This window comes from Pseudomonas sp. NY15354, from assembly GCF_048068075.1.
Taxonomy (GTDB): Bacteria; Pseudomonadota; Gammaproteobacteria; order Pseudomonadales; family Pseudomonadaceae; genus Aquipseudomonas; species Aquipseudomonas guariconensis_C.
In genome coordinates this window covers 62,244-76,774 of sequence record NZ_JBLUPV010000020.1, presented here as the reverse complement: position 1 = coordinate 76,774, position 14,531 = coordinate 62,244, and the positions used below count along the sequence as shown (strand labels likewise).

Annotated in this window: 11 protein-coding genes; 10 read left to right on the top strand and 1 reads right to left on the bottom strand. The window is 64.0% G+C overall.

The window, feature by feature from the left end:
- Positions 1-190 precede the first annotated feature (190 nt).
- A complete protein-coding gene (gene quiC, locus ACNFCH_RS18315; protein ID WP_416743260.1) occupies positions 191-2,098 on the top strand; it encodes a 3-dehydroshikimate dehydratase QuiC in 1,908 nt (635 codons plus the stop codon).
- A gap of 245 nt (positions 2,099-2,343) precedes the next feature.
- Positions 2,344-3,015, top strand: coding sequence for a TetR/AcrR family transcriptional regulator (locus ACNFCH_RS18310; RefSeq protein WP_196165195.1), 672 nt, complete (start codon positions 2,344-2,346; stop codon positions 3,013-3,015).
- Between the two features lie 176 nt (positions 3,016-3,191).
- Here the strand turns inward: ACNFCH_RS18310 and ACNFCH_RS18305 are convergent, their stop codons facing one another.
- On the bottom strand, positions 3,192-4,199 hold the full coding sequence (locus tag ACNFCH_RS18305) for a GlxA family transcriptional regulator (RefSeq protein WP_416743259.1): 1,008 nt from the start codon (positions 4,197-4,199) through the stop codon (positions 3,192-3,194).
- Positions 4,200-4,326: 127 nt separating this feature from the next.
- Here ACNFCH_RS18305 and ACNFCH_RS18300 point away from each other — a divergent pair, with 127 nt between their 5' ends.
- From ACNFCH_RS18300 to ACNFCH_RS18265, 8 genes are all read left to right on the top strand, one after another.
- Positions 4,327-4,794, top strand: a complete 468-nt coding sequence (locus ACNFCH_RS18300; RefSeq protein WP_416743258.1) for an FAD/FMN-containing dehydrogenase — start codon at positions 4,327-4,329, stop codon at positions 4,792-4,794.
- Between the two features lie 80 nt (positions 4,795-4,874).
- Positions 4,875-5,087 carry a PLDc N-terminal domain-containing protein gene (locus tag ACNFCH_RS18295; RefSeq protein WP_416743257.1) on the top strand — a complete coding sequence of 71 codons (213 nt, stop codon included), beginning with the start codon at positions 4,875-4,877 and terminating at the stop codon, positions 5,085-5,087.
- A gap of 68 nt (positions 5,088-5,155) precedes the next feature.
- Positions 5,156-5,653: a GNAT family N-acetyltransferase gene (locus tag ACNFCH_RS18290; protein WP_337158444.1), complete on the top strand. Its 498-nt coding sequence runs from the start codon at positions 5,156-5,158 to the stop codon at positions 5,651-5,653.
- Positions 5,654-5,778: 125 nt separating this feature from the next.
- On the top strand, positions 5,779-7,869 hold the full coding sequence (locus ACNFCH_RS18285) for an EAL domain-containing protein (RefSeq protein ID WP_416743256.1): 2,091 nt from the start codon (positions 5,779-5,781) through the stop codon (positions 7,867-7,869).
- Between the two features lie 250 nt (positions 7,870-8,119).
- Entirely contained in the window at positions 8,120-8,998 is an 879-nt protein-coding gene (locus ACNFCH_RS18280; RefSeq protein ID WP_416743255.1) for a DMT family transporter, read from the top strand.
- A 323-nt stretch (positions 8,999-9,321) separates the two neighbouring features.
- The gene (katG, locus tag ACNFCH_RS18275; protein ID WP_337158441.1) at positions 9,322-11,574 is read left to right on the top strand and encodes a catalase/peroxidase HPI; all 2,253 of its coding nucleotides are present in this window, start codon (positions 9,322-9,324) and stop codon (positions 11,572-11,574) included.
- Between the two features lie 246 nt (positions 11,575-11,820).
- Complete coding sequence (locus ACNFCH_RS18270) at positions 11,821-13,032, top strand: M24 family metallopeptidase (protein WP_337158440.1); 1,212 nt, start codon at positions 11,821-11,823, stop codon at positions 13,030-13,032.
- A 153-nt stretch (positions 13,033-13,185) separates the two neighbouring features.
- Positions 13,186-14,514, top strand: a complete 1,329-nt coding sequence (locus ACNFCH_RS18265; RefSeq protein WP_416743254.1) for an MFS transporter — start codon at positions 13,186-13,188, stop codon at positions 14,512-14,514.
- Positions 14,515-14,531: the final 17 nt, after the last annotated feature.

The following is a 14,531-nucleotide window of genomic DNA, read 5'->3' as shown; positions in this document are numbered from 1 at the left end:
CAGGGGCAGACCTGAATCAATTCGCCAAAATCGCTTTTGTTCGGTAATCGAACAAAAACTAACTGTTTCGTACAAAACGCATTGCGAGGCTGACTTTACCTGCGAATAATCGATCGTGCCAGGCTCCCATAGGCCTGGGACCGTCAGCCCGCGCAACCTTCGGGGCGCGCCAATAACAAGGAACTCCCCCATGCAGCGTTCGATTGCCACCGTGTCCTTGAGCGGTACATTGCCCGAAAAGCTCGAAGCTATTGCCGCTGCCGGCTTCGATGGCGTCGAGATCTTCGAGAACGATCTTCTGTATTACGCCGGTAGCCCCCGTGAAGTCCGTCAGTTGTGCAGCGACTTGGGGCTGGCGATCACGTTGTTCCAGCCGTTTCGCGACTTCGAGGGCTGCCGGCGCGAGCGTTTGCAGAAAAACCTCGACCGCGCCGAGCGCAAGTTCGACTTGATGCAGGAGCTGGGCACCGACCTGGTGCTGGTGTGCAGCAATGTCCAGGCCGATGCCCTGGGCGATGAGCAACTGCTGGTGAACGATCTGCGCCTGCTCGCCGAGCGTGCCGGCCAGCGCGGCCTACGCATTGGCTACGAGGCGTTGGCCTGGGGGCGTCATGTCAATACTTACCAGCAGGTGTGGAGCCTGGTGCGCCAGGCTGACCACCCAGCCCTCGGGGTGATCCTCGACAGCTTTCATACCCTGTCGCTCAAAGGCGATCCTTCCGCCATCCATGACATTCCGGGCGAGAAGATCTTCTTCGTGCAGATGGCCGATGCGCCGATCCTGGCCATGGACGTGCTGGAGTGGAGCCGGCACTTCCGCTGCTTCCCCGGCCAGGGTGAGATGGACTTGGCGGGTTTCCTCGCGCCGATCCTCGCCACCGGATACCGGGGGCCATTGTCGCTGGAGGTGTTCAACGACGGTTTTCGCGCCGCACCGACTCGGCAGAACGCCGCCGATGGCCTGCGCTCGCTGCTCTATCTGGAAGAGCAGACCCGCCTGCGGCTCGCCCAGCAAGCCCGCGCCCTGGAGCCGGGCGTGCTGTTCGATCCACCGGCTGCCAGTGGCTATCAGGGCGTGGAGTTTCTCGAGTTCGCGGTGGATGAGGCGCTCGGCGCGCGCCTGGGCCTGTGGCTCAAGCGCCTGGGCTTTGCCGAAAGCGGGCAGCACCGCAGCAAGGACGTACGCCTGCTGCGCCAGGGCGACATCAACATCGTGCTCAATGCCGAGCCGTATTCCTTCGCGCACAATTTCTTCGAGGCCCACGGCCCGTCGTTGTGCGCCACGGCGCTGCGGGTCACCGACAGCCAGGCCGCGCTGGGACGTGCCACGGCCTATCGTGGTCAGCCATTCCGTGGCCTGGTGGGGCCCAATGAGCGGGAGATCCCAGCAGTGCGTGCGCCCGACGGTAGTCTGATCTATCTGGTCGAGCAGGCCGGCCAGGGCCAGACGATCTATGACAGCGATTTCCGCCTCGATCCTGAGGTCATCTCTAGCGGTGGCCTGCAGCGCATCGACCACATGGCCCTGGCCCTGCCGGCCGAATCGCTGGACAGCTGGGTGCTGTTCTACAAGAGCCTGTTCGATTTTGCCGCCGACGACGAGGTGGTGTTGCCCGACCCCTATGGTCTGGTCAAGAGCCGTGCCCTGCGCAGTGCCTGCGCGACGCTTCGGCTGCCGCTGAACATCTCGGAAAACCGCAACACCGCCATCGCCCACGCGCTTTCCAGCTACCGTGGCTCGGGCGTGCACCACATTGCCTTCGCCTGCGAGGACATCTTCGCCGAAGTGGCGCGGGCCAAAGAGGCCGGCGTGCCGTTGCTGGAGATCCCGCTGAACTACTACGACGACCTGGCGGCGCGCTTTGACTTCGATGAGGAGTTCCTCAGCGAGCTGGCGTACTACAACGTGCTGTATGACCGCGATGCCCAGGGCGGCGAACTGTTCCACGTCTACACCGAGCCGTTCGAAGGGCGCTTCTTCTTTGAAATCCTCCAGCGCAAGGGGGATTACGCCGGGTATGGCGCGGCCAACGTGGCGGTGCGCCTGGCGGCGCTGGCCAAGGCGCGCAGCGGGGCGGTGCGCAAGCCTGTGCTGTGACTCACCGACGACACCTCCCAGGTAGGAGCGGCCTTGCGCCGCGAAAGGGCTGCGTAGCGGCCCCCGGGCATCTGCTGTTACATGGATCGCCGGGGCTGCTTTGCAGCCCTTTCGCGGCGCAAGGCCGCTCCTACAAGGGCTCGGTGCTTGGCTGAACCTGACCACCCGACCAACAGCGCGCTTCCCTGCACCGCCCCGCTCGCGGATAATCCCACCCCATTGAAAACAACAGCCTGTGAGTGGGTATGAGTGATTCGGTAGTCAATCTCGGCCAGCCTGAGATCGAAGGGCCGCGCAAGTCGCGCAAGAACAACCCCGAGAAAACCCGCGAGGACATCCTCCAGGCCGCCATTCACGAGTTCGTCCAGCAGGGGCTGGCCGGGGCGCGGGTCGATGCCATCGCCGAGCGCACCGCCACCTCCAAGCGCATGATCTACTACTACTTCGGCAGCAAGGAGCAGCTGTACGTCGAGTGCCTGGTCAAGCTCTACGGCGATATCCGCAAGACCGAGCACAGCCTGGACCTGGAGTCGCTGCCCGCCGTGCAGGCCATCGAGCGGCTGGTGGAGTTCACCTTCGACCACCACGACCATAACGTCGATTTCGTGCGCATCGTCTGCACCGAGAACATTCACTACGGCGAGTACGTCAAGCAGTCGCCGGTGATCCGCGAGATGAGCAGCCTGGTGCTCGAGGCGTTGGGCCGCACCTTGCGCCGGGGCGTGGAGGAGGGCGTGTTCCGCGCAGGTATCGAGGTCATCGACCTGCACATGCTGATGAGCTCGTTCTGTTTCTACCGGGTGTCCAACCGCCACACCTTCAGCGAGATCTTCCAGATCGACCTCTCCGACGAGCAGATCAAGCACCGCCACAAGCAGATGATCTGCGATGCGGTGCTGCGCTACATCCGCGCCTGACCCAGCATCCGCTGTATAGGCGCTAACACTGTGTCTGTGGGCTTTAGCCGCGAAACAGACGGCGCGGTGTCTGGCACCGGCGTAGCCGGCATCATGCTCCGAGGTGCCTGCTTCGCGCGTAAACCCGTTCCTACACTGACGACGCCACCCCTACGCGCGCAGGCGCGTACTGGTGTTCATTCCCCCAGCCGCTGCTCGCGCGATGGCGGGTAGCCAAAGTACGCCGCATAGCACTTGCTGAAGTGCGACACCGAGACGAAACCGCAGGCCACCGCCACCTCCATCACCGAAAGGTCGGAGTACTGCAGCAGACGGCGGCTCTTGGTGATGCGCAGTTCCATGTAGTAACGCCGCGGCGAGGTGCCGAGCTGGGCCTGGAACAGTCGGTCGATCTGGCGCCGCGAACGGCCACTGTAGGCGGCGAGCTGGTCGAGGCTCAGGGTTTCCTCGAGGTTGTTCTCCATCAGTTCGACGATGGTACGCAGGTGCAGGCTCATGGACTTCTTCGCCCCCGGCCCGACCTGGCGGTAGCGGGCGCCGGAGAACGAAAGAATTTCCTCCACCCCTTCGGCCAGCGCATCGCCATACAGGCGTCGGACCAGGCCGAGCATCAGTTCCATCGCCCCGTTGGGGCTGGCGGCGGTGAGGCGATCGCGGTCGAGGGTGAAGCTGGCCGGGGTGAGGCGGGTCTGCGGGCTGCGCTCGGCAAGGCTGGCGCGCTGCTCAGGGTGGATGCTGCAGCCATAGTCGTCCAGCACGCCGGCGCGGCCGAGGAACCACGCGCCGTTCCACAACCCGCCCAGCGCCATGCCGTGGGCGGCGCAGTCGCTGAGCATGCGGTCGAGCTCAGGGTACTTGAGCGGCGTGCGCAGGCCGCCGCAGATCACCAGCAGGTCCAGTTCCTTGAGGCTGGCGGCGCTCAGCTCGCTGGCCACCAGTTCCAGGCCCAGGTCGCTCAGCACCCGGTCGCCCTTGGGCGACAACGGCGTGAAGCGGAAGCTGTCGGCGCGCAGCAGGTTGGCCGTCACCAGCACGTCCATCGCCACGGTGAAGCTGGCCATGGAGAAGTGTTCGAGCAGGACGAAGTCGACCCGATAGGGCATCTGCCCGTTTCCGGCGGCGGACTTTAGCCTCAGCATATTGCTGGTGCTGGTTTTCTGGCTGAACTGGCGTGGCGTGGACACTGCTGACTCCGCTTCCTGGCTGGCCGGATGAGTTTGCTGGGAGTCCGCTGGAAAGACAACCAGAGCACGCATGGCGGCCAATCGGCCCCTGGGCTATGCTCAGTCCCCCTCTTGAGGACACGACCCGATGAAATACGCCGCCGCGCTACTGTTGAGCCTGCTTCCTCTGTTGGCCCATGCCCTGGAGCCGGGGGACACGCTCGCGCCCTGGACCCTGCTCGATCAGTACGACCAGCCCTACAGCCTCGACACCGACACCCGTATCCTGCTGGTGGCGCGCGACATGGAGGGTGCCAAGCTGGTCAAGGCCGCCTTGGCCGATCAGCCCAAGGGGTATCTGCAAGCGCGTCATGCGGTGTTTCTCGCCGACATCCAGCGCATGCCGGCGATCATCGGCAAGCTGTTCGCCATCCCGGCCATGCGCGACTACAACTACCGTGTGATGCTCGACCGTGAGGGTCGAGTGGCCAGCCGCTACGGCGCCGAAGATGGCCAGGTGCTCTGGCTGCAACTGGACCACCGCGTACTCGCCGGGCAGCAGGTGTACACCGATGCCGCGGCGCTCAAGGCCGCCCTGGAGCACGCCACGCCCTGAATCATCCAGCCTGACGGATCCGACTGAACCCTTGCGCCTGAGCGTCGCCCAACGCAGTACATGCTTATGGGAGAACGCTCATGGAAATCGGAACGATCTGGATCATTGTCGCGGCCATTCTCATCCTGCTGGAGATCGTCGCCATCTGGCACATCATCGGCAGCGACCGGCGGGCTGAACGCAAGATGTTGTGGATCGTCTTCGTGGTGTATGTGCCTTTGCCTGGGCTGATCGTCTGGGCCTGGAAAGGGCCGCGGGCGGTGAAGGGCAGGGCGGTGCTGGAGGAGCGGTGATAGCTTAGGGGCGCAATGCGCGCCCCGAACTTCGCTAGAATCCCACTTCTTTTTCGCCGAGCCGCACCATGCACGCCCCTATCGAACTGCTCCAGACCACCGTCGACCAGGCCGAGCTGATCCGCAACCTGTATCAGTTCTACGCCTACGAGTCCTCCGACTGGGAAGCCGAAGACGTCGAGGTGGACGGGCGTTTCTACATCCATGAAGAACACCTGGCCCGTTACTGGCAATCGCCCGGCTGGGGCGCCCACCTGATCCTGGTGGACGGCTTCATCGCAGGCTTCGTGCTGATCGAACGCAGTGAGCTGGCGGGGCTCGCGGCCACCGAACTGGCCGATCTGTTCATCCTCAAGCGCTACCGCCGCCAAGGCATCGGCAAGGCGGTCGCTCAACAGTTGCTGTGCAGCGGCGCTAGGGACTGGCTGCTGCGTTGTTATGCCCTGGACCCGCCCGCCGTGGCGTTCTGCCGCGCCGTGCTGGCGGACTTGCCCCGCGCCTCCCGGGCGATCGAGTTGGACGATGAACCTGCGTTGCTCAACTTCCTGGTGTCGCCCACGCACTGAAACGCGCATAAATTTTTGTGACGCACTTCACAAAATGCTTTCAGCTAACGGCATAATGCCAGCACTTGATGACTCCGCTCCGGCCCTGACAAGCCGGCGTTTTCCGTGCTGCCATAGGGTAAACCATGACGCCAGTCAGCCCCGACCTCATGTACCGGCTGTTGATCCAGAGTGTGGCGGACTACGCCATCTACCTGCTGACCCCCGATGGCAGGGTGGCCAACTGGAATCCCGGGGCGCAGCGGGCCAAGGGGTATGCGAGCGAGGAGATCGTCGGCAAGCACTACTCGCTGTTCTACCACGAAGATGAACGCGCCGCGGGGCTGCCGCAGCAGAACCTCGACCAGGCCCGGCGTACCGGTCGCTTCGAGGCCAGCGGCCTGCGCCTGCGCAAGGACGGGTCTGCCTTTCACGCCCATGTGGTGATTGATGCGGTGCGTGACGAGCAAGGGCAGTTGGTGGGGTTCGCCAAGACTACCCGCGACATCTCCGAGCACCGGCGCCAGGAGGCCGAGCTGCGCCAGGCCAAGCAACTGGCCGAACAGTACAGCCAGGAAATGGCCGATCTGTCGCGCTTTCTCGATTCGGTGATCGCCAACATCCCGGCCAGTGTCATCGTCCAGGACCTCGACAGCCAGCGCATCCTGCTGGCCAACCAGCAGGCCGAGCAGCTGTTTGGCGCCCAGGGCGCGAGCATGGTCGGCCAGTTGCCTGAACAGTGCCTGGCGCCAGAGGCGGCCCAGTACCTGGCTCAGCAACTGGCCCGAGGTGCGCGCAGCGCCAAGGGCTATGCCGACGAAACCCGCGTGGTCACCGCGCTGGGCCCGCGCACCTTGCGCAGTCGAACGCTGCTCAGCCAGAACCGCGAAGGCCAGGCCGACTACGTGCTGTTCGTTGCCGAGGATGCCACCGAGGAGCTGGCTGCCCACGCCCAGATCCACTACATGGCTCATCATGACGCGCTGACCGGTTTGCCCAATCGCACGCTGTTCGCCGAGCGGCTCAAGCAGGCGCTGGGCCGCGGCCAGGACAGCGGCAAGTTGACCGCGACCCTGTGCCTGGACCTGGACAACTTCAAGAACATCAACGACTCCCTCGGCCATGCCTTCGGCGACAAGCTGCTGCGCGCCCTGGGCAAACGCCTGCGTCGCGAGTTGCGCGAGCACGACACTCTGGCGCGGCTTGGCGGCGATGAATTCGCCGTGGTCCTGGCCGGGCTGGAGACCCGCGAGGCGGCCTGCCATACCGCCCAGCGCCTGATCGAGGCGATCAGCCCGCCGTTTCGTATCGAAGGCCATCAGTTCTCGGTGGGGGTGAGCATTGGCATCGCCCTTGCGCCGGACGACCACGGCAAGGCCGAGCAACTGCTCGGCTATGCCGACATGGCCCTGTACGAAGCCAAGCGCAATGGCCGTAACCGCTACGAATGCTTCAGCGTCGAGATGGATGTCGCGGCCCGCCAGCGCCGTCTGGTGGAAACCGACCTGCGCACCGCCTTGCACCTGGGGCAGTTGCAGTTGCACTACCAGCCGGTGGTGGACCAGCAGACCAACAGTGTCACCGGCTATGAGGCCCTGCTGCGCTGGGAGCACCCCAGCCGTGGCATGGTCATGCCCATGGACTTTATCCCCATCGCCGAGGAAACCGGGCTGATCCACGAGATCGGTACCCGTGTGTTGAACCTGGCCTGCCAGGAAGCCGCCACCTGGGAAGGCACCCAGACTGTGTCGGTGAACCTGTCCGCCGTGCAGTTCAAGAACGCCAACCTGGTACAGGTCGTGGCCCTGGCCCTGGCCGACTCGGGGCTGGCGGCGCAGCGGCTGGAGCTTGAGATCACCGAGTCGGTGCTGCTGGGCAACAGTGAGGAGAACGTGCGCACGTTGCGGGCCCTGAAGGACCTGGGGGTGTCGATCTCCCTGGATGATTTCGGCACCGGGTATTCATCGCTCGGTTACCTGCGCTCGTTCCCGTTCGACCGGATCAAGATCGACAAGTCGTTCGTCCATGACATGTGCGAAAGCCGCGAAGCGATGTCGATCATTCGCGCCATCACCGAGCTGTCCAACAGCCTGATGATCAAGACCACCGCCGAAGGCGTGGAGTCGCCCGAGCAGATGCGCCGCTTGGCGGCGGAAGGGTGCTCGCATTTCCAGGGATACCTGTATGGCAAACCTGCGCCGGCGAGCCAGCGGCTCAGGAGTGTCATGCCTGTCTAAGGCGGTCTGTTCGGCGGCGCTTGCTTCGCGGGTGAGCCCGCTCCCACAGGTTCGGTGTTGCGCTCAATTGCACCGCGTACCGGGTTTACCCGCGAACAGGCCAGAGCAGGTGGAGGCGGTACCCACCCTGGCAAATCCGGTCGATCAGCGAACACAAACCCGCGCACGCCGATTTCTCATCCCGGTGCATCTCTTCTAGAATCCGCCCATACTTGCGCCGGCTCCCGCCAAGCGCGCCGTCGAGAGCGCCATGAGTTCCAAAACCCCGCTGTCCGGAGTCAACCAACCGCTGCGCGGCATCGCCTTGGTGGTCGTGGCAACGTTCCTGTTCGCCAGTCACGACGCGCTGTCGAAGTTCCTCGGTGGCTTGTACCCGATCGTCATGGTGGTGTGGGTGCGCTACCTGGTGCATACCCTGCTGATGGCGGGGATCTTCCTGCCCAAGGCCGGCATGGCCGTGCTGCGCACCCGCCGGCCGCTGCTGCAGACCCTGCGCGCCCTGAGCCTGTTGAGCACCAGCCTGCTGTTCACCGCCGGCCTGCAATACCTGCCGCTCGCCGAGGCGACCTCGGTCAACTTCCTGGCCCCGGTGCTGGTCACCGCACTGTCGGCTCCGCTGCTCAAGGAACGGGTCACCCTCGGCCAATGGGTGGCGGTGGTGCTCGGCTTTGTCGGCGTGCTGGTGGTGGTGCATCCGGGCGGGGCGATGTTCACCCCGGCGATCCTCTTCCCCCTGGGCTCGGCCCTGGGCTTCTGCCTCTATCAACTGCTGACCCGCAAACTGGCCGCCTACGACACCCCGACCACCAGCAACTTCTACGCCGGGCTGTGCAATACCTTGGTGCTCAGCGCCTTGGTGCCGTTCTTCTGGCAACTGCCGCACTGGGACCACGCCTTGCTGATGCTGGCCCTGGGCGGCTGCGGCATGACCGCCCATCTGCTGTTGACCCAGGCCTTCCGCTTCGCCGCCCCGGCGTTGCTGGCGCCGTTCAGTTACTGCCAGATCGTCTTCGCGGGCTTGCTGGGGCTGGTGATTTTCAGCCAGGTGCCCGAAACCAGCAGCCTGGTGGGCATCGCCATCATTTGCCTGAGCGGTCTGGGCGCGGCCTGGATGCAGCGGGGCAAGTGAGCCGCTCGTCGTAGTCAGCGCCTGCAATGGGCTGCAAGGCAGCAGCGCCATTGCTCTGAAAGCCCCAGGCTATTACCCCCACATAGCCACTCTATTAGAAACCTGCCACCGCTCGGCTAGTCTTCATCCTGCCCCGTGAAAACGGCGGGTGGGCGTGGGCAGGGATACCCCCCGGGGCGCCTGCTTTTTCCGCCGTTGGCAAGCCTGTGCCGGCCTACCGCCGACGCGACCTGATGAGGGGATGCATGAGCCTGCGTGCTCAGCCGATCGAACACCTGGCCTAGACCGGGAAATCTGGACAACCGACCCAAAGGTACACGCAGATGTCGAACGAATCGAAATGCCCGTTTCATCAAACCGCTGGTGGTGGCACCAGCAACCGTGACTGGTGGCCGGACCAACTGAACCTGAGAATCCTCCATCAGCATTCCTCCAAGTCCGACCCCATGGATACCGGGTTCGACTATGCCAAGGCGTTCAAGAGCCTCGACTTCCAGGCCCTCAAGCAGGACCTGCGCGCCTTGATGACCGACTCCCAGGACTGGTGGCCCGCCGACTTCGGCCACTACGGCCCGCTGTTCATCCGCATGGCCTGGCACAGCGCCGGCACCTACCGCATCGGCGATGGTCGTGGTGGCGCAGGCTCCGGCCAGCAACGCTTTGCGCCGCTCAACAGCTGGCCGGACAACGTCAGCCTGGACAAGGCCCGGCGCCTGCTCTGGCCGATCAAGCAAAAGTACGGCAACAAGATCTCCTGGGCCGACCTGATCGTCCTGACCGGCAACGTCGCCCTCGAGTCCATGGGTTTCAAGACCTTCGGGTTCTCCGGCGGGCGCGCCGATGTGTGGGAGCCGGACGAAGATGTGTACTGGGGTTCCGAGAAGGTCTGGCTGGGTGGCGACACCCGCTACGGCAAGGCCCAGGCCCCTGGCCAGGGTGACCTGGTGGCCGAGCCGCAGAAGCACGGTGAAGAACAAAGCCGCGCCCTGGGTGGGGAACGCAACCTGGAAAACCCGTTGGCTGCCGTGCAGATGGGGCTGATCTATGTGAACCCGGAAGGCCCGGAAGCCAACCCGGACCCTGTGGCCTCGGGCAAGGACATCCGCGAGACCTTCGGCCGTATGGCCATGAACGATGAGGAAACCGTGGCCCTGATCGCCGGTGGCCATGCCTTCGGCAAAACCCACGGCGCCGGGCCTGCCGACAATGTCGGCCCTGAGCCAGAAGCAGCAGGCCTCGAGCTGCAAGGCCTGGGCTGGCAGAACAAATTCGGCACCGGCAAGGGCGGCGATACCATCACCAGTGGCCTGGAAGTGACCTGGACGTCCACCCCGACGAAGTGGAGCAACGAGTACCTGGAGAATCTGTTCAATTTCGACTGGGAACTGACCAAGAGCCCGGCCGGTGCCCACCAGTGGCGTCCGAAGAACGGCGCTGGGGCAGGGCAGATCCCCGATGCCCACGACCCGGCCAAACGTCATGCACCAGCGATGCTCACCTCCGACCTGGCCCTGCGCTTCGACCCGATCTACGAGCCGATCGCCCGACGCTTCAAGGACAACCCCGAACAGTTGGCCGATGCCTTCGCCCGGGCCTGGTACAAGCTGATCCACCGGGACATGGGCCCACTGTCGCGTTACCTGGGGCCGGAAATGCCCCAGGAGGTCTTGCTCTGGCAGGACCCGATCCCGCCAGTGGACCACCCGCTGATCAACGACCAGGACATCGCAGCGCTCAAGGCCAAGGTGCTGGCTTCGGGCCTGAGCGTGGCCGAACTGGTCAGCACCGCCTGGGCCGCGGCCTCGACCTTCCGCGGTTCGGACAAACGTGGCGGCGCCAACGGTGGCCGCTTGCGCCTGGCACCGCAGAAGTTCTGGGCGGCCAACCAGCCTGAGCAGTTGGACAAGGTGCTCAAGGCGCTGGAGCAGATCCAGGGCCAATTCAACGCCTCAGGCAAGAAAGTCTCGTTGGCCGATCTGATCGTCCTGGCCGGCTGCGCCGCCGTGGAAAAAGCCGCCAAGGACGGCGGGCACACCGTCAACGTGCCGTTCAGGCCAGGGCGCATGGACGCCTCCCAGGAGCAGACCGATGTCGAGTCGTTCGGTGTGCTGGAACCCTTGGCCGACGGCTTTCGCAACTTCTCCAAAGCCCGCTACAGCGTCAAGGCCGAAAAGCTGTTGCTGGACAAAGCCCAGTTGCTGACCCTGACCGCACCAGAGATGACGGTACTGATCGGCGGCCTGCGTGTGCTCGGCGCCAATGCTGGTGGCAGTCGGGATGGGGTGTTCACCGATAAGCCCGGCGTGCTGTCCAACGACTTTTTCCGCAACCTGCTGGACATGGGAGTGGAGTGGAAACCCACCTCGGCGGATAACGAAACCTTCGAAGGGCGTGACCGCAAGAGCGGTCAGGTGAAGTGGACCGGCACCCGCGTCGACTTGGTGTTCGGTTCCCACGCCCAGTTGCGGGCTTTGTCCGAGGTCTATGGCAGCAGCGATGGCCAGGACAAGTTCGTCAGGGACTTCGTTGCCGCCTGGGTCAAGGTGATGGAGCTCGATAGGTTCGACCTGAAGTAACCGGGGTTGAAGGGCGCTTTGCGCGCCTTTCACGACACAAGGCCGCCCCCAGGTGCTGCGCAGGACATTGCGCGGTGTCTGTGGGCGGCCTTGTCTTGTTCGAGCCATCCAAAGGCTGCGAACGGGCGGTGGCCGTTTCGCCAATTTCAGGTCGGATAGGTACAAAAGCGCCCTTGGTCGTTCTGCTGCAATGCATCCCAGGCAACCGGCCTGAACAGCATGCCCACAACGACAAGGAAACCCACCATGCAAATGCCCAAGACCCTGAAGATCCGCAACGGCGAGAAGGCCAAACCCACGTTCTCCACCCAGGAGTACGCGGCCCGCCAGGCCCGTCTGCGCGCCTACATGGCCGAACATGACATCGAGGCGGCGATCTTCACCTCGTACCACAACGTCAACTACTACAGCGATTTTCTCTACTGCTCCTTCGGCCGCCCTTACGCGCTGGTGGTCACCCAGGATAACGTGGTCTCGATCAGCGCCAACATCGATGGCGGTCAGCCGTGGCGGCGCACGGTCGGTACCGACAACATCGTCTACACCGACTGGCAGCGCGACAACTTCTTCGTCGCCATCCAGCAGGCCCTGCCGCTGGCCTCGCGCATCGGTGTGGAGCATGACCATCTCAACCTGCAGAATCACGCTAAGCTCGCCGCCTGCTACCCCAAGGCCGAGTTGCTGGACATCGGCGCGCCTTGCATGCGCATGCGCATGATCAAGTCCGCCGAGGAGCAGGCATTGATCCGCCACGGTGCGCGTGTGGCCGACATCGGCGGGGCGGCGGTGGTCGAGGCTCTGCGCGATCAGGTGCCTGAGTACGAGGTGGCACTGCACGCCACCCAGGCGATGGTGCGCGAGATCGCGCGCAGCTTCCCTGACGCCGAACTGATGGACACCTGGACCTGGTTCCAGTCCGGGCTCAACACCGATGGCGCACACAACCCGGTGACCAGCCGCAAGGTCAGCAAGGGCGAGATCCTCAGCCTGAACTGCTTCCCGATGATCGCCGGCTATTACACCGCTCTGGAGCGCACCTTGTTCCTCGACCATTGCCCGGACGACTACCTGCGGCTGTGGCAAGCCAACGTCGAAGTGCACGAAGCGGGGCTGAAGCTGGTGCGCCCCGGCATGCGCTGCTGCGATATCGCCCGTGAGCTGAACGAGATCTTCCTGCGCCATGACCTGCTGCAATACCGCACTTTCGGCTACGGCCACTCCTTCGGCACCCTGAGCCATTACTACGGCCGCGAAGCAGGCCTGGAGCTGCGAGAGGACATCGACACCGTGCTCGAGCCGGGTATGGTGGTGTCGATCGAGCCAATGATCATGCTGCCCGAAGGGCGTCCCGGCGCCGGTGGCTACCGTGAGCATGACATCCTGATCGTCAACGAACACGGTGCCGAGAACATCACCCATTTCCCATACGGCCCGGAGCACAACATCATCCGCAAGTGACCCTCGGGCACGGTCGCGGGCCTGCCCGCGACCTTCCCGACAGTGACCGCTCGACCCTGCCGCCAATTACAAGAACAGAGGGTAATCCGTCATGTCCCAGCGTCATTCCGTTGTGCCAAAATCTCGTTTGCTGCCCGCTCAGGGAGGTGCACGATGATCAGCTTGAGTGCGTCGCCTCTCGATCTTCCGGCACAGGACGCCGAACGCCAAGCGCTGCGCAAGGCCGCGCGGGCCAGTTTCATGGGCAACTTCGTCGAATGGTTCGACTATGCCGCCTATGGCTACCTGGCCACCATCATCGCCGCCACGTTCTTCCCCGATACCGATAAGACCACTGGCTTGCTGGCCACCTTCGCAGTGTTTGCCCTGTCATTCATCGTCCGCCCGTTGGGCGGGGTGGTTTGGGGGCATTTCGGTGATCGCCATGGTCGACGCAATGCGTTGTCGTGGTCGATCCTGATCATGTCGGTGTCGACGTTCTGCATCGGCATATTGCCCAGCCACGCGCAGATCGGCGTGTGGGCACCGTGTCTGTTGCTGTTGATCCGCTTGGTGCAGGGTTTTTCCGCGTCGGGTGAGTATGCCGGGGCCTCGGCGTTTCTGGCCGAGTACGCACCAGCGGGCCGTCGTGGGCTGTACACCAGCATCGTGCCGGCCAGTACCGCCGCCGGTTTGCTGTTCGGCGCCGCGTTCGTTGCCACCCTGCATGCACTGCTCAGTACCGAGGCCTTGCACAGCTGGGGCTGGCGCCTGCCGTTCCTGCTGGCCGCACCGTTTGGCCTGGTAGGGCGCTACATCCGCATGAGCCTTCAGGACACGCCCAAGTTCCTGGAGATGGAGCAGCGTCTGGAGAGCAAGGGCTGCGCAGGCTCCACGCCCCTGCGCGAACTGCTGACCCTGCACCGGCGCAGTGTGCTGATCGGCATCGGCGTGACCTGTCTGAATGCGGTCGCCTTCTACCTGCTGCTGAGCTACATGCCTACCTACCTCTCCAATGAAATGGGCATGAGCGAGCGTGACTCGTTCATTGCCTCGACGGTGTCGCTGGCAACCTATATCGGGCTGATTTTCCTGATGGGGCGGTTGTCGGACCGCTTTGGTCGCAAGACCATGCTGGTGATCGCCTCGCTGTTGTTCCTGGGGCTGACAGTGCCACTGTTCAGCCTGCTGGATCACCAACCACTGCTGGTGATCCTGGCGATCCAGATCTTGTTCGGTGCCATGTTGGCGATGAACGACGGCACTTTGCCCTGCCTGCTGGCAGAGATTTTTCCGACACGCGTGCGCTTCAGCGGCTTCGCCTTAAGCTTCAATATCGCCAATGCGTTGTTCGGTGGCACCGCGCCGTTCATTGCCACCTGGCTGATCCAGGTGACAGGCAACACGCTGGCCCCGGCAGGGTATTTGCTGGCTGCTGCGGCGGTGGCGTTGGTGGCCATGCTGGCCTGCCGGGAAACGGCGCATCGGGCTTTGCAGGATTGACTATTCAGAGCGCCCGC